We start from the raw sequence: 15,053 nt of genomic DNA on the forward strand, positions 1-15,053 counted from the left end.
CTGGTCTATCCAGGAAGTCCGGCGCATCGCCATCAGACTCGCTCAGCGTCGCATAAACCTCGCCTACGTCATCGCATGGTCATCTTGGAGGCGCACCCATCAGGCGGCAGCTCGACGAGCTCATCTCAAAACTAAAATGCAACTGTAATGCTAGGGTCCGACCTCATCTCGTGGGTTCTTCATCTGAGAGCGGACGCGCTTGGTAAATTCGTTGGCATCAAAATAGGGTGCGGTGCGAGAGAAAGGATTGGTGGTCTGCGGTACGCTGTGGATGAAGATCTCGTAGTTGATGATCGGATGGCTTGTCCTTGCCCGGACCTCACGGACATGCGCCGTGCCAGTCACGATCGCCCAACAGCGGTCATGTTCGAGCGCCGCCACAAACTCCCTGTGATCCATTGCAGTTGTGATGGAGAATGCTTGCTGCGCAAGCGTCTGGCCGAGTCGTGACGCAATGGAGCTGCGTGCGTAAATAAGAATAAGAGGATGCGGCGCAACGTTTACCCCGATCATGGAGAAACCTTACCGGTCAAGTTCTGCGCCGCTGGCATTGCTGCACCCTGAACGACATGTCCGGGATTTGGCTCGCCCTGTCCGTTGGCTGGGAGGCGACCCTGGCTAAAACCATCTGGGCTTCTGACGAGGTGCAATTGCGATTCCCTGTTTGCGCTGACGTGGATCGACGCAAGCATTGCATCCGCCTGATCGAAATACCGCTTTATCCACGGAACTGGACCGATGCCGAACCGACGTTTTGATCCCCAGCGCACACCGTTTCCCACTAACGTCTCCCAGGGACGCGGCTTCCCGTGGAAGACGATGACTTTCGCCTTCCTCGGCTGCCTGATCTTCGGCTGGAGCAGGTTGATCGGAAAATAATGCGTACAACTTCTCTTGAAGCTGACACAGAAACCGGTGGGCCAATAGCTTCGCCGCTTCACCGCATGGCTCAGATAGGCCTGGTCGTTCTTGAACGCTTCGATGATCCTGGCAGTTTCAGCAGTGAAGTCGCTGTATACGCGTTCCAGGTTTGCGGGGTTAAAGCCAAAGACGGAAGACTGCGCGCCGCGGTCGGGTCTGAGAATAGGGGGCAGAAGGCTCCATAGATCAGGGTTCCATTCCCGCTGAATGACGAGATGGCGGCGCCGGCGGACGAGTTCGATAAAGGGCGCGAGCGAATGTTGCACCATGACGTCCAAATCGAGAAAAAGCACGACGTCCTCAAACGGAAAGAGATGCGGGGCGAACACCCCGACCTTCGGCCAGCATCCCCGGCGCCATGCACGCTCAGGTAGACCGAGATCGGGTATCGGCCGAACATCGATGCCGGTGGCAAGGTCGAGGCCATCATCCGTCAGGCAGACGAAGACAAAGGCTTCGTCCATATTTCGCAGCACACCGGCATAAAGCGCATTGACATGAGCGGCCGTGAACTCGCTTCCCCATTTCATGCAAACAATTGTGACCATCTCACCACTTCCTTCATGATCCAGAAGCGATGGTAGGCCGCCCTCGGGCTTCCCGATGTTGATTGTTGTTAAATCATGTTTCGCCCGGTTGCCGTTGATGTCGGCGACGTCCGATACGCCGAAACATTTCTTAAGAATACGAAACAGCACGGGCTTTCCGTCTCTCTACAGTGCAATCCGAAACGGTGGGCACTGTGGTGCTCCGGTACAAATAGGGTCGCCTCATGACTGCATCACCAAAGATCGTCTCTGCGCTGAGATATAGCGCCAACCGTGCGGCAAGAGCTGCACTTGTCGCCTTCTGCCTGCCCACTGGCTCGCTTGCTGAGGAACGGCAGATGCCCGTAACGGCAGTGGTCGCCCGGCAGGAAGCGATTACCGAGCGGATCGAGGTTGTTGGAACGCTTGCCGCACGAGAGGAGATCCAGGTTCAGCCATCGGTTCTCGGTAAGGAGATCAGGCAGATCCTCGTCGAGGCGGGGCAGCATGTTGATCGGGGCGAAGCACTTGCACTCCTGGACACTACGGAGGCCCAGATGCAGCTCGGGAAGAACGCGGTGAGCCTGCTGCGCGCCAGGGCAGCCGTTGCCGTCGAGAGCAGCCGGGTGGATCTGGCTTTGATCAGTGAGGAAGAAGCCCGCAGGAAGCTCGAGCGCAGCCGCGCGCTTCAGCCGAAAGGCGCTATCGCCGACAACGTCCTCGAGGAGCATCAGAATGCCTATGCGCGGGCCCGTGCTGAACTGCGGCTTGCAGGTCAATCGTTGGAACTCGCCGAAGCCGAAGAACAGATGATCGCTCGCGAGCGGCAGGAGATCGAACTGACGGTCGAGCGAAGCACAGTGCGGGCTCCGAGCGCCGGCAAGATACTGAGCCGCAACGCGCGTATAGGCGCGATGACTTCCGGGTCGGCCGAGCCGCTTTTTGTCATCGCCGAAGACGACGACATGGAATTCGTGGCGCAGGTGACTGAAACAAGTTTCGTGCGTCTGCATGAGGGAATGCGCGCCGCGATCGCTTTGCCGGGCAGGAATGACGCCATAGAAGGCAGAATTCGTCTGAACGCTGCCCAACTGGACCCCAAGACAAGAAGCGGAACTGTCCGGGTCGAGCTTGCCGATGATGAAAGGCTTGTCCCCGGCGTATTCGCCCGCGGCGCAATCGACGTCGCCGAACGCAGAAACATCCTCGTACCCAGTTCTGCCGTCCGAAGCGCCGGGGGCGCACACAATGTCTACGTGATTTCCGATGGCGTAGTGAATGTGCGCCGCGTGGGCGTCGGGTCTTCGCAGGGAGGGTTGGTCGAGATCGTCGACGGCATAAAGGCCGGGGAGGCGATCGCGCTGAAGGCCGGGGCCTTCCTGAAGGCGGAGGAACGGGTCAAGGCCGTCATAGTATCGCCGCCTGAGTCTCAAGCCCGAGTGCCTGCCGCCGCCGCATCGCTGGAAAATCGGACGGGAGCCCTGACGCGATGAGCATGAACATCTCCGCCTGGGCAATCCGCAAGCCACTTCCGTCGCTTCTTCTTTTCGTCGTGCTGATCGTCGTCGGCCTCTACAGTTTCACCCAACTCCCGATCACCTATTTCCCGACGATCACCGAACCCGTTGTCAAGATCACTGTCGAACAGTCGGGAGCGACGCCCAGCGAACTCGAAACCGAAGTGACGCGTCCGGTCGAGAATGCGGTGGCGACGTTGCCGAACATCAAGGAAATGAAATCTACCGTCACGCAAGGACGCTCCGTCACGGAAGTCGAGTTCGAGCTGGGCCTGGTATCGCCGGATCGCGCCGTCGCGGACGTGCGTGACGCAGTCGTCAAGGTGCGCTCCGATTTGCCGGAGACTATCGATGAACCCGTGATCGAGCGGGTGGAGGAAGAGGCACAGTCCATGGTGACGTATGCCGTCACCAACAGGGACATGACGCTTTCGGAGCTGTCCTGGTTCGTGGACGACGTTGTCTCGCGAAGACTTCAGGGGCTCAAAGGTGTGGGGCGGGTCGAGCGGATCGGAGGTGTTGAGCGGGAAATCCACGTCGAACTGGACCCGACCCGGCTGCAGGCGCTGTCGCTGACGGCCAATGCAGTGAATCAGAACCTGATCGACAACCAGATAGACGGATCCGGCGGGAGGAGCAGCCTCAGCGGGCGGGACCGAACGATCACGTCCGTCGCCGTGGCCCGAAGCGTGCAGGAACTCGCGGCTCTTCGAATCTCCCTGTCGGACACGACCAGTATCCGGTTGAGCGATATCGGCCAGGTCAGGGATACCGTCGCGGAGCCCCGGTCCTTCGCCACTCTCGACAAATTCGATGTCATCGGCTTTTCCGTTTATCGATCGCAAGGTGCCAGCGACGTCGCCGTGGCGCAGGAGGTGGCGGCGGCACTTGCCACCCTCAGCTCAGACAACGCGAGCACTCAGTTCAAGCTGGTGGAAGACAACGTGTCCTACACGGCGGGTAACTATCATTCGGCCATGAAGACCTTGTTCGAAGGAGCGTCACTTTCCATCGTGATCGTGTTTCTGTTCCTGCGTGACTGGCGAGCGACGGCCGTTGCCGCCGTCGCCTTGCCGCTCTCCATCATCCCGACCTTTTTCGCGATTGATCTTCTTGGTTTCTCGCTCAACATCCTGAGCCTGCTGGCGATCACCCTCGTCACCGGCATCCTGGTCGACGATGCGATCGTCGAGATCGAAAACGTTGTCCGCCATCGCAACATGGGCAAATCTGCCTATCGGGCGGCGCTGGACGCGTCTGATGAGATCGGACTTGCCGTCATGGCGATTTCCGCAACGATCATCGCGGTCTTTACCCCGGTTGGTTTTATGAGCGGCGTGGTCGGTCTTTATTTCCGCGAGTTCGGCCTGACGGTCGCCATAGCGGTTTTCTTCTCTCTTCTCGTCGCGCGGCTCATTACGCCTATTTTGGCTGCCTACATTATGACGAGTCATGCAGCTTCGCCGGAACAAAAAGGACTTCTCGCACTTGCTTATGAAGGGTTGCTGCGGGTCACGCTCCGTTGGCGGTGGTTGACGGTCGGCTGCGCCCTTGGCGTTTTCGCTCTCGCGCTTGTCGTCATAGGATCGCTGCCGACCGCATTTCTGCCGGAGGAGGATACGGGCCGTTTGACACTCTCCGTGGAACTGCCGCCGGGTGCAGGCCTCGACGAAACCCGCAAGGCGACGAACGAGATCGTCGACCTGGTCCGTCTACAGGATGGGGTAGAGCATGTGTTCGTGCGAGCCGGCGCCAATACGACAGGACAGGAAGATGTGCGCTATGCCGTGGTTCTGGTCGACCTCCTCCACAAGTCGCAAAGAGCCCGCTCATCCTTTGCGATAGAGGAGAGCCTCGAGAGAACACTTTCGGCCGTTGCCGACGTGCGGCTGCGTTTTCTCAATACGCGAGGAGGAAGGGACCTGTCGTTCGCGGTCCTTTCCGCCGATAGTGATCTCGCCCAGCGCGCTGCGGAGGCAATCCTCGCCACACTTGCGGCGGACAAGAGTTTCGTCAATCCAACTGCTGACAACGCGGCGACGCGGCCGGAACTACGGATGACGGTGCAGATGGACAAGGCTTCGACGATCGGTGTGTCGTCGGCCGAGATTGCTCGAACGATCCGCGTTTCGACCGTTGGCGACGTGGACACCCGTCTGCCGAAGTTCACCGACGGTTCGCGGCAGATTCCAATCCGCGTCCTGCTGGACAGCAGGGCTCGCAATGACCTGCCGACGCTCGAAATGCTGACGGTGCCCGCCGCCGACGGGACCGCCGTCCCGTTGTCCGCCGTGGTCGACATGAGTCTCGATGAATCGGTGTCCACCATCGAACGTTTTGATCGCGAACGCCGCATCGAGATCGGCGCGGATATGGCCTCCGGCCTGACGTCAGGCCAGGGGCTCGACAGGCTTATGGAATTGGACAGCGTCAAGAACCTGCCGCAAGGCGTTCGGATTCAGGCGACGGGAGACTCGGATACCGAGGGCGAGGTATTTTCCAGTTTCGGCGTGGCGATGGGAGCCGGTCTCCTACTGGTTCTCGTTGTCCTCATCCTCCTATTCGGAAGCATCCTGGCGCCATGGACGATCCTGGCCTCCCTACCACTCTCGATCGGCGGCGTTGCGGCGGGCCTGTTTTTGAGCGGCAGTGCCCTGTCGCTTCCGGTCGTCATCGGCATCTTGATGCTGATGGGCATCGTGACCAAGAACGCCATCATGCTGCTGGACTTCGCAATCCACCGCGAAGCCCATGGCCTGTCCCGCATTGACGCCATCGTCGAGGCGTGTTCGGAGCGGGCGCGGCCGATCATCATGACGACGCTCGCCATGGTCGGCGGCATGCTGCCGTCCGCGATTGGGATCGGCGACGGCGGCGAATTCCGCGCCCCCATGGCGATTGCGGTGATCGGCGGGCTGCTGGTTTCCACTCTCCTGTCGCTGATCGTTATTCCCTCGCTTCACTTGATCGTTTCGAGTGTCGGCGATTGGGCCGTCCGCGTCTTCCGGCCTTTCCTCCAGTCGGCCGAGATCTGACGGATCCGGCGCCGCCGACGGTGGCGCTAGACGTCTGGGCCGGCCATTTGGCCGGCCCAGAGATTCTGGTAGAACCATAATCGGTGGTGATGGCCACACTGAAACGCGGCACCCGAGACATCGCAATAAAACTTAACAAAGCGAAATATTTGGGACGTTATCCTGCAGGCATCCTTACGCACTCCCAAACAGGAAACATGTCGATGCAGCCGAATTTCGCTAACGCCAGGATACTGATCGTCGAGGACGATCCGGCTATCGGCAATCTTCTGGCGCTGACAATCCAGGAAAGCGGTATGCACGCCACCGTCGCCGAAGATGGACGGTTGATGCAATCTCTGCTCCGAAACAATTCCTTCGATCTCATCATCCTGGACATCATGCTGCCGGGCGAGGATGGCCTTAGCATCTGCAAGCGCATTCGTTCGGAAAGGACCGTCCCCATTATCCTTCTTACTGCCCTTGGCGAGGAGGTCGATCGGATCGTCGGGCTCGAAGTCGGCGCGGATGATTATATCACCAAGCCATTCAGCCCGCGGGAGGTCGTCGCTCGTGTCCGCAGCCTTCTTCGGCGGGCATCCTACGGATTGACGAACAGCTCGGGGCAGAGAAAGCTTCGGTTTGACGGCTGGCTGATCGATCCCATGCGCCGGCAGGTCTATGATCCGAGCAACGCCCGCATTTCTTTGACGACGACGGAATTCGATCTCTTGTTGGCCTTCTGTCGCAATCCCGGCCGGATCATTACACGCGAGGAACTGCTGCAATTCACCCATGCCGGGCTGGCCGGTCCTATCGAGCGCAGCATAGATGTGCATATCAGCCGGCTGCGCCAGAAAATCGAGGCGGATCCGAGGGAGCCGGCGATGCTGCAGACGGTCAGGCTCGGGGGATACACGTTTACCGCTGCGGTAGAGGAATTCTGACACGCATGGCGGTGAGCTCGCGAAACAGAAACAGCCGGGTCAAGCCCGGCTGTTTTTATCGATATTACCTGCGTTCCAGGGCTTGGATGCCGGTCAGAATTTATAACCGACAAAGGCCGATACCGAGGGCTGCACCTTCTCTTCGACGATCGGGGTATCGGCAGCGTCTCCGGTCAAGACGCCAACCCCAACTTCGCCACGAACCAGCCAACGTTCGCTCAAGGCATATGTGGCGGATGCGGAGACGTCGATGCGCTTGAGGCCTGCTTCCGCTTTGTATTCGGGCAAGCCCGAGCGCGCTGCCTGTGCCGCATCAATCCCGAAATAAGCCTGCATATGCTTGGCATTCGCGATGGTTGCCTCTGCTTTCGCACCAATGATAAGCCGTTCGGTCACCGGCGCCGAGTATTCTAAGCCGAATTTTCCGATTAGGCTTTCGCTACCATTGATGGTCTGATCCACGCTTGCATAAAGCTCAACCGGACCCCATTCATAGGCAAGCTTAGCGCCGACAGTAGCCGCAAAATCGATGTCGCCGAGCCCCCTGAGGCGGTCTCCGTCATCGTCCTTACGGCCGGTTTCGTACCCGACATTTCCGGAGATGGAAAATCCATTGGCCTTGTAAGGCGTCACACTGATGCCGCCGGGATTGATCTCCAACCAGTCTCCATATGTGAAGACGACGAAGGGAATGGGGCTCACCTCGAACTCGTCGCTTCCTTCATATTTGGGTTCGTAGGCGGCGCCGGCGCCGACGATCAGGCTCCAGTCATGCTTGGGCTTGGTGTTCTCGAACCGTGCGCCATCGAAGGGTGGTTCAGGCGTGCCATTCGACGCGGCCTGATCGGCAGCAGAGGCCTTCGAGGCCAGCCCTGCAAAGCCAATGACAGCACATAGCGCGACGGGGGAAAGGCGCCGCTTGTTTCGTTTAAGGTATGACATGAGGGCTCCAGATGCGTGATCAGCCCGCCGTTCCAGATCGCAAGCGGGTCCTGCGAGGCGGTTGTTGCATGGTGGAGCCATAGGGAACGTGTATTTGTGTTACGCTTTGTTACGGATCCCTGGATGCCCGGAATGACAGAATAAACCTTCTCGAATCGCAACAAAACGTAATGATTGATCAAGGAAACATCCGCGACCTTACGCGAGAGTTCGGGTATCTTCACCACTTGCCAATAGGCGCGACCCTTATTGGTCCGCCCAGATGCACCGGAGTTTGGATGCCGCACCGCCACCTTTTTTCGCTTTCGACTATTCAAAGTCAGATCACGGCGATCATACTTTTTGGTCTCATCATCATCGTCGTGGGCGGCTCCATGCTTGAGCAAAGGGTAGGTAACGATTACCCGATGCTCGATATCGACACCGTCGACACCTACGCGGATCGGGTCTTTGCGCTCAGTTCCATCCTGAAAACGGCAACACTCGAAGAACGTGATGTGGTCGTTTCGGCCGCCCGTCGCGCTGGCTGGGATCTAACCCTGCAACCGAGTTCACTCAAAACCACATTCACCACGACATCTACCGCCGAAAGCAAGCTCGATGCTGTGGTTGACTTCCTGTTCGCGCCTGACGGAACGCAGACACCGGTGGGTGGTTGGAAGACGTTTCTTAACGGCAAGCGCGTCGTTTCCGCCGAGGTCGATGAACAGTCAATGCTGGTATTGGGAGGGTTTCAGGACACGGCTTTTTGGAATGAACTCCTGGCCCGAGGCCCGCACTACCTGGTAGCGCTTATCACATTGATCGTCCTCTTTTCCTCCTTCGCCGTGAGGGCAATCACGCGTCCATTGCGGAAGATTGCGGCGGCAGCAGCAAATGCCGACATCACATCCGGACGAATGATTTTCGAAGAAAAGGGAAGCGTTGAAATCGTCGCCGTCGCACGGTCGCTGAACGGCATGAGCGATCGCATCACAACGATGATCGAAGGCCGGACGCGAATGCTGCGAGGGGTAAGTCATGATCTCCGAACCCCTTTGACACGGTTAAGGTTGCGTGCGGAGCGTGCTTGCGAGGGTGAATTGAGAGACATGTTGCTTGCCGACATCTCTCGGATCGACAGCCTCCTAAGGGATAGTCTTCGCTACCTGCGCGACGATCATAACCGCGAGACAGCGGAAATCGTCGATCTAGCCTCGATGCTTCAAACCATCTGCTACGAATTCAGCGACATCGGCCACAACGTGAGCTATGTCGGCCCGAATCGTCTGCCGGCACGCCTCAAGCCAGTTGCGATAACTCGAGCGGTTAACAACCTTTGCGAAAACGCAGCCAAATTCGGCAGTAACGTCGAGATTTGCCTAGGTGTCGTTGCGGAGACCGTCGTCATCGAGGTAACCGACGACGGTCCCGGCATCCCCGAGGTCCTGCGGTCACGGGTCTTGGAGCCGTTCTACAAGATCGATTCGGCCCGGTCGGTAAACAGCGCAGGGTTTGGTTTAGGCTTATCCATTGTCTCTGAAATCGTTCAGGGGCATGCAGGCACTTTGGAGTTTCTGGAGCGACAGCCTCATGGCCTAGTCGCACGGTTGAAGATACCGCTTACTCACTCGTAGATTGGACGCCTTCGGGAGATACATTTTCCAATCCCAGTGTCAAAGCACTCGCGCTCAAAAGGGTCGGAGCATCTTCTTAAGTTAAACCTTGGCTCGTTGGGGGCGTTTGCGCGCCCATCCTTCATGGCTCATTTCGAAGTTCTGGGTTACTTCGAAGCGAAGGAAACCATGGATTAACCCGCTACGAAGATTTTAAAACTGCCAACCGACAGGAACCCAGAGATAGCACGGTCACTATTTAGCATGTAACCGAGGCTCGCAAAGGATAGTGGAAGCCGAGCAACATGAGGCGCTCTGCCGCAGCGCGATCAAAGATCCGCCGTCGACCCGGGAGTGCCGCATCTTTGTCTTGATCCGATCCCGGCCGCCTGGATCTCTGAGCTCGTTGCGGGGTAAACTTATTTGGGAACAATCCCATGTTGAAAACCAATACCCGTCAGGCCATCTGGCGCCGAACCAATCCAGCAAAATATGATGCTCACCTCGCCGTCCAGAGGGCTGTGAAGGCTGGTGACCTCGAGAAACAAACGTGTGAGGTTTGTGGGGTGAAGTGGTAGACGCTCATCATGATCGATACGATGAGCCCCTAAATGTACGTTGGCTATGTAGACTACATCATACCCGTCTACACTACCACGGCGAGAATATGTTCCCAATCCGCATCCTAGATAACCGTGAAGGATAATATCGAATGTTCCTAGGTAGTTGGGGTGTCGAAATGGAGGGGTGTCGGTTCAGATCCTGTCGAGGCGACAGATGGCAAGTAAGGGCGGGAAGGCTAGTCGTTACGGTCTCAACGCTTGACTGGAGAGGGGCCGAAAGCTGTCACGCCCCTGCAATCGTATCTCAACTCAGGCTTGGGGCTTGCCAGTATCTTCCAAGGCGGCCATGGCAATGGCCTGCCTGCGGGCGTCGCGGTAGCGGGAAAACTGCGTGTCCGCGATCACGCCTGCAAGGATGACGCTGCCCATGACGGCGAAATTCAGTGAGGAGGGGATGCCCAACAGATTGACGAGATTTTGCAGGACCTGAAGCAGGATCACGCCCAGCACGACGCCGATGATCGACCCTTCGCCACCCCGCAGGGAGAAGCCGCCCAGGACCGCGGCGGCTATGCCGTACAGTTCGTAGAAATTGCCATGGGATGAAGGTTGGACAGAGCGGGTATACATGGCGAAAAACACCGCCGAAATGCCTGTCAGGAATGCGCAAAGCACATAGGCTTGGATGATGACCCTGTTGGTGTCGATACCTGAAAAACTCGCCGCTTCGGCACTTTTGCCGACGGCAAAGAGATGCCGGCCGAGCACGGTCCGGTGGAGGAGAAACCAGGCGGCAACAGCTACCAGCAGGAACGCGACGACGGAATGCGGCACGCCGGCTGTGCGACCCGCGATCAGATATTCCAGCATCGGAAAGTCGGACCCGAAGGTGAAGCCGGCCGTGCCATCCCTGGTGTAGAAGCGGGCAATGCCGCGATAGATCAGAAGCCCGCAGAGCGTGACGACGAAAGGCTGAAGCTTCAGGCGGGTTATCAGCCAGCCGTGCAGAAGCCCGATGGTGACTGACAGAACCATCACGATTGCAAGTGCAAATGGCCAGGGAACGCCGAAGCTAGCGATTAGATCGACAAAAATGACGCCAATCAACGCGATCACCGAGCCGATGGACAGTTCTATGCCCGCCGTGACGACGACGAAGGCCTCGGCAATGGAGAACAGCCCGAACAGGCCGATTAGGTTTGCCGTGTTGGCCAGGTTGATCGGCGACAGGAACCGTGGATTGATCACCGCGACGATTGCGCCGACGGTCATCACAAGCATGGCTAATCCGATATCTTTTTTTTGCATGCTACGGAGCTCCTATTCCACGGCCAGTTGGAGAATGCTCTCCTCGGTCAGTTGATGGCGCGCGAGCGTACCGGCGATGCGACCGCGGCACATGACGGCGACCCGATCGGATATTCCGATTACCTCTTCCATGTCCGACGAGATCATCAGCAGCGCTACGCCATCGGCTGCGAGCGCCTGCATCAGGCGGTAGACCTCCGCTTTGGCGCCGACATCGATACCGCGTGTGGGCTCGTCCAGAATGATGATCCTGGGCTTCATTGCCAGCCATTTGGCCAAGACCACCTTCTGCTGATTGCCACCTGACATTTCTGCCGCCGCGCGACCAAGGCTTGCCGTCTTGATGTTCAGCTTGTGCCGCGCTGCCTCAGCTAGGGCGGTCTCGGCGCCTATATCGACAAATCCTAGCCGCGACAGTACGGCATGGCTCGGCATGGCGATGTTCTCGGTGATCGAGAAATCGAGAAAAAGGCCTTCCGTCTTGCGATCCTCCGGCACCAGGCAGAGGCCGGCGGCGATGGCGGCTGGAACGCAACGGTCGACGAGCCGCTGGCCCTCGATCTCCATCACGCCCCCTTCGATACGGTCTATGCCAAAAAGCGCGCGGGCAAGCTCCGTACGCCCCGCGCCGACCAGGCCCGTCAGGCACAGGATCTCGCCCGCGCGCAGGCAAAGGTCGAGCGGATGCTGTGGATATGCCGTTGTGCGCAGTCCCTTCAATTCCAGGATCGGCCTGCCGGGGTCGTGCTCTGCTTTTTGATAGAACTGGCCGACATCGCGGCCGATCATCAACCGGATCATGGCGTCCTTGGTGATTTCGCCGCGACCGAGGATTCCGGCATTGCGGCCGTCACGCAGCACCACGACGCGGCACGCCACTTCCTCGATTTCAGCCAGGCGGTGGGTGATGAACAGCACCGCCACGCCGTCGGCGCTCAACTGCCTGATGACATCAAGAAGACGCTTGGTCTCGGACAGGGTCAGGCTGGACGTGGGTTCGTCGAGAATGAGCAGGCGCGGATCGATCGAAAGCGCACGGGCGATTTCAAGTAATTGCTGATCGGCCAGGGACAGGCCGGAGACAGCGTCATTCGGACCGAAACGAGTATCCAGCCTGGCGAGGATCGGCGCGACCTTGCGCTCCATGGCGGCCCGGTCGAGAAAGCCGAACATCCCGCGGCTGATCTCGCGCCCCAGAAGCACGTTTGCCGTCACATCGAGGTTGGAAAATGGATTGAGTTCCTGGTGTACAAGGGCGATGCCGCGCTCATGCACGCGCGCCGATGTTAGCGATGTCACCTCCTCGCCATCGATGACGATGTGGCCCTCGTCAGGTGCGATCGCGCCGCTTAGCACTTTCATCAGCGTGGATTTTCCCGCACCGTTTTCTCCAACCAGGCCGACCACCTCGCCGCCGCGAATGCTCAGTGAGACATTGTTGAGGGCGATTGCTCCCGGATAGACCTTGGTGATCCCCAGAAGGTCGAGCGATATGTCCTTTTGCCGATAGGCCGTCATCGAAACTCCCGGATGGCAGGGACGGATAGGTGCTGCACGAACCACGGGAGTTCGTGCAGCAGGACCGTTTTGGAGACGGCCCTATTTCCCCACGCGCGCCTTCAACTCGGCGGCGAAGGCATCGACATTAGCCTTGTCGATCTTCCTGGTCGGCACGATGATCAGGCCGTTCGCCGGTACCTGCGACTTGTCGCCCTTCAGGTAGGCGGCCATCAGCTTCATGCCCTGGTATCCCCATTGGTAGGGATCCTGGACCACCGTTCCGGCGAATTTGCCTTCCCTCACCGCGCCGAGCGTGACGGGATCTTCGTCGAAGGCGATGACCTGGATTTTTCCCAGCTTGCCGGCCGCCTGCAGCGCTTCGTAGATCTTGGGCGGATTATAGGAATAGAAGCCGACCATGCAGGTGATGTCAGGGTTGGCGGCCAGTACGTCATCGACATTCGACCGGGCGCGGGCGAAATCGACATCGTCGCCACGCACGTCGATCAGCTCAATGCCGGATCCTTCGACCGCCTTGCGGAAGCCTGCGATCCGTTCGACGGCATTGTCGGCCCCCAGGAAGCCGACGAAGCCCATGCATTTTCCGCCCTTGGGCATGGCCGCCCGCGCGATCTCGCCGGCCTGGACCCCAGCATCCGTATTGGACGAACCGAGATAGGCAATGCGCTTGCTGGCGGGCGCATCGCTATCGGTGGTGAACAGCGGCACCTGGGCTGCGATCCTGTTGAAGGCGCCGATCGAGTTTTTCGGATCGGCCGACGAGATCATGATCGCATCTGCCCCGGCGGCAACTAGGTCGTCCATCAGGGCATTCTGCAGGGCGGCGGTCCCCTGGGCCGGGTAACGGAACTGCAGGTCGTAACCCGGCAATTCGGCCTGGGCCGCCTTCACGCCGGCCTCAGCCAGTTTCCAGAAATCGGACGCGGCGTTGACGACAAACGCGAGCGCCGGCTTGTCCTCGGCAAGTGACGGACTGGCGGCAAGCACCAGGCCTGCGGCAAGCATCAGTGAATTGAGACGTTTCATGTTGCTCCTCCTCGCGACCCATTCCTTAAAGGTCGCGCTAAACGCGGTTTCACATCTGGCGGCAGCCTAATATTATTACTAATAATTCGCATCACTGCTAAAGGAGCCGGGAGACGAACCGGTACCTCCCTGGCAGGGATCTGCACTAGTTCTGGGCGCAGAAACCCGGATCGTCGAGGTTGCAGACGTCAAGACCAGTAAACAGCGGATCGGCCACTTTCTCGCCCTTGATCAGATTGATCATGACGTCAGGCGCCTTGTAACCCATCTCGAAGGGGCGCTGGCCGACCTGCGAATGGCTGCGACCTTCGCGGAAGGCCTTGGTCTGTGGCGGCAGCGTATCGCCAGCGACGATGATCAACTCCTTGCTCTTGAGCTTGGGCATCACCTGGTCCGTGACCTGCGCATAGGCCTGCGGGGCAAACTGCGCCCAGCCGCCAACAAGGATGAAGGCGTCCAGTGTGGGATTTGCAGTGAACACATCCGACATCTGCTGGTTAGCAAGGTCTGCCTGGTCATTGGTATAAACCGGGCACCCCCCGATTTCCTTCCAACCGCCCTGTCCGGTCAGGCGATCGATGTTCTTGGCGCCGCCGATGGTGTCGCGGAAGCCCTGGGCACGGGCATTGATATTGGCGGCGGCCACGTTGCCGAGTTGCAGGCAGACCGATCCGCCCTTGGGCTTCAGCTTCATGGTCTGCTCGGCCATCTTCACGCCCATCAGGTAGTTGTCGGTGCCCAGATAGGTCTTGCGCAGGCCGTGGTCTTTCTCGAGAAAGTCGGCATCGACGGTCATGACCGGAATGGATGGGGCGATGGCCTTGATGCGGGTCGCCATTGCCGGCGCGTTCGAGGGCGAAATGGCGATGGCCGCAACGCCTTTCGTCAGCAGGTCGTCGACGATCTGGACCTCGCCGGCTTCATCCGCTGATGAGGCCGGGCCGGTATAGAGACATTCATATTCGCTACTCGCATTCTCCGACTTCCACTTCTTGCAGCCGAGATTGATCTGCTCGAAGAACGGATTGTCGAGACCCTTGACGACGATCGCCAAGGTCTTCTTGGCTTGCGCTGCCGCCGGCGCCGGCGCCGCAGCAAGCGCCGCAACTGACATGGCCGCCATTGCCAATATATTGATTTTCATTTTCTTTCCTCCTCCTCTTACACCGATC

11 protein-coding genes and 2 pseudogenes are annotated in these 15,053 nt (G+C 58.9%); 5 read left to right on the plus strand and 8 right to left on the minus strand.

All coding sequences use genetic code 11. The features are described from left to right. Positions 1-150: 150 nt before the first annotated feature. Together ACSQ8R_RS24660 and ACSQ8R_RS24665 are read right to left on the minus strand one after the other, a co-directional pair. The gene (locus ACSQ8R_RS24660; protein WP_436255982.1) at positions 151-513 is read right to left on the minus strand and encodes a hypothetical protein; all 363 of its coding nucleotides are present in this window, start codon (positions 511-513) and stop codon (positions 151-153) included. Next, entirely contained in the window at positions 510-1,619 is a 1,110-nt protein-coding gene (locus ACSQ8R_RS24665; RefSeq protein WP_436255983.1) for a hypothetical protein, read from the minus strand. Before ACSQ8R_RS24665 ends, ACSQ8R_RS24660 begins: the two co-directional genes overlap by 4 nt. 74 nt (positions 1,620-1,693) lie before the next feature. Here ACSQ8R_RS24665 and ACSQ8R_RS24670 point away from each other — a divergent pair, with 74 nt between their 5' ends. From ACSQ8R_RS24670 to ACSQ8R_RS24680, 3 genes are all read left to right on the plus strand, one after another. After that, on the plus strand, positions 1,694-2,941 hold the full coding sequence (locus ACSQ8R_RS24670; protein ID WP_436255984.1) for an efflux RND transporter periplasmic adaptor subunit: 1,248 nt from the start codon (positions 1,694-1,696) through the stop codon (positions 2,939-2,941). Beyond that, positions 2,938-6,000, plus strand: a complete 3,063-nt coding sequence (locus tag ACSQ8R_RS24675) for an efflux RND transporter permease subunit (protein ID WP_436255985.1) — start codon at positions 2,938-2,940, stop codon at positions 5,998-6,000. Before ACSQ8R_RS24670 ends, ACSQ8R_RS24675 begins: the two co-directional genes overlap by 4 nt. A 203-nt stretch (positions 6,001-6,203) precedes the next feature. Then, positions 6,204-6,926, plus strand: coding sequence for a response regulator transcription factor (locus ACSQ8R_RS24680; protein WP_436257272.1), 723 nt, complete (start codon positions 6,204-6,206; stop codon positions 6,924-6,926). Positions 6,927-7,019: 93 nt separating this feature from the next. On the opposite strand, the gene ACSQ8R_RS24685 is transcribed toward ACSQ8R_RS24680, so the two are convergent. After that, on the minus strand, positions 7,020-7,868 hold the full coding sequence (locus ACSQ8R_RS24685) for a MipA/OmpV family protein (protein ID WP_436255986.1): 849 nt from the start codon (positions 7,866-7,868) through the stop codon (positions 7,020-7,022). A 278-nt stretch (positions 7,869-8,146) separates the two neighbouring features. Between ACSQ8R_RS24685 and ACSQ8R_RS24690 the strand changes: the two genes are divergently transcribed. Next, positions 8,147-9,484 carry an ATP-binding protein gene (locus tag ACSQ8R_RS24690; protein WP_436255987.1) on the plus strand — a complete coding sequence of 446 codons (1,338 nt, stop codon included), beginning with the start codon at positions 8,147-8,149 and terminating at the stop codon, positions 9,482-9,484. 192 nt (positions 9,485-9,676) lie between these two features. Here ACSQ8R_RS24690 and ACSQ8R_RS24695 read toward each other — a convergent pair. Next, positions 9,677-9,848 (minus strand): annotated as a pseudogene (locus ACSQ8R_RS24695) (MBL fold metallo-hydrolase); the annotation flags it as partial. Positions 9,849-9,900: 52 nt separating this feature from the next. Between ACSQ8R_RS24695 and ACSQ8R_RS24700 the strand changes: the two are divergent. Then, a pseudogene (locus tag ACSQ8R_RS24700) lies at positions 9,901-10,169 on the plus strand (hypothetical protein). 166 nt (positions 10,170-10,335) lie between these two features. Here ACSQ8R_RS24700 and ACSQ8R_RS24705 read toward each other — a convergent pair. From ACSQ8R_RS24705 to ACSQ8R_RS24720, 4 genes are all read right to left on the minus strand, one after another. Then, positions 10,336-11,334: an ABC transporter permease gene (locus ACSQ8R_RS24705; RefSeq protein WP_436255988.1), complete on the minus strand. Its 999-nt coding sequence runs from the start codon at positions 11,332-11,334 to the stop codon at positions 10,336-10,338. Positions 11,335-11,346: 12 nt separating this feature from the next. Beyond that, on the minus strand, positions 11,347-12,852 hold the full coding sequence (locus ACSQ8R_RS24710) for a sugar ABC transporter ATP-binding protein (RefSeq protein ID WP_436255989.1): 1,506 nt from the start codon (positions 12,850-12,852) through the stop codon (positions 11,347-11,349). 81 nt (positions 12,853-12,933) lie between these two features. Beyond that, positions 12,934-13,881 carry a sugar-binding protein gene (locus ACSQ8R_RS24715; protein WP_436255990.1) on the minus strand — a complete coding sequence of 316 codons (948 nt, stop codon included), beginning with the start codon at positions 13,879-13,881 and terminating at the stop codon, positions 12,934-12,936. A 145-nt stretch (positions 13,882-14,026) separates the two neighbouring features. Beyond that, positions 14,027-15,025, minus strand: coding sequence for a substrate-binding domain-containing protein (locus ACSQ8R_RS24720; RefSeq protein ID WP_436255991.1), 999 nt, complete (start codon positions 15,023-15,025; stop codon positions 14,027-14,029). Positions 15,026-15,053: the final 28 nt, after the last annotated feature.

It is taken from the genome of Neorhizobium sp. LjRoot104, assembly GCF_964253725.1.
Lineage (GTDB): Bacteria > Pseudomonadota > Alphaproteobacteria > Rhizobiales > Rhizobiaceae > Neorhizobium.

Bases quoted from the DNA above. Each gene is read 5' to 3' on its own strand.
- ACSQ8R_RS24660 (WP_436255982.1), bottom strand. From the start codon at position 513: ATGATCGGGGTAAACGTTGCGCCGCATCCTCTTATTCTTATTTACGCA.
- ACSQ8R_RS24670 (WP_436255984.1), top strand. From the start codon at position 1,694: ATGACTGCATCACCAAAGATCGTCTCTGCGCTGAGATATAGCGCCAAC.
- ACSQ8R_RS24675 (WP_436255985.1), top strand. From the start codon at position 2,938: ATGAGCATGAACATCTCCGCCTGGGCAATCCGCAAGCCACTTCCGTCG.
- ACSQ8R_RS24680 (WP_436257272.1), top strand. From the start codon at position 6,204: ATGCAGCCGAATTTCGCTAACGCCAGGATACTGATCGTCGAGGACGAT.
- ACSQ8R_RS24685 (WP_436255986.1), bottom strand. From the start codon at position 7,868: ATGTCATACCTTAAACGAAACAAGCGGCGCCTTTCCCCCGTCGCGCTA.
- ACSQ8R_RS24690 (WP_436255987.1), top strand. From the start codon at position 8,147: ATGCCGCACCGCCACCTTTTTTCGCTTTCGACTATTCAAAGTCAGATC.
- ACSQ8R_RS24705 (WP_436255988.1), bottom strand. From the start codon at position 11,334: ATGCAAAAAAAAGATATCGGATTAGCCATGCTTGTGATGACCGTCGGC.
- ACSQ8R_RS24710 (WP_436255989.1), bottom strand. From the start codon at position 12,852: ATGACGGCCTATCGGCAAAAGGACATATCGCTCGACCTTCTGGGGATC.
- ACSQ8R_RS24715 (WP_436255990.1), bottom strand. From the start codon at position 13,881: ATGAAACGTCTCAATTCACTGATGCTTGCCGCAGGCCTGGTGCTTGCC.
- ACSQ8R_RS24720 (WP_436255991.1), bottom strand. From the start codon at position 15,025: ATGAAAATCAATATATTGGCAATGGCGGCCATGTCAGTTGCGGCGCTT.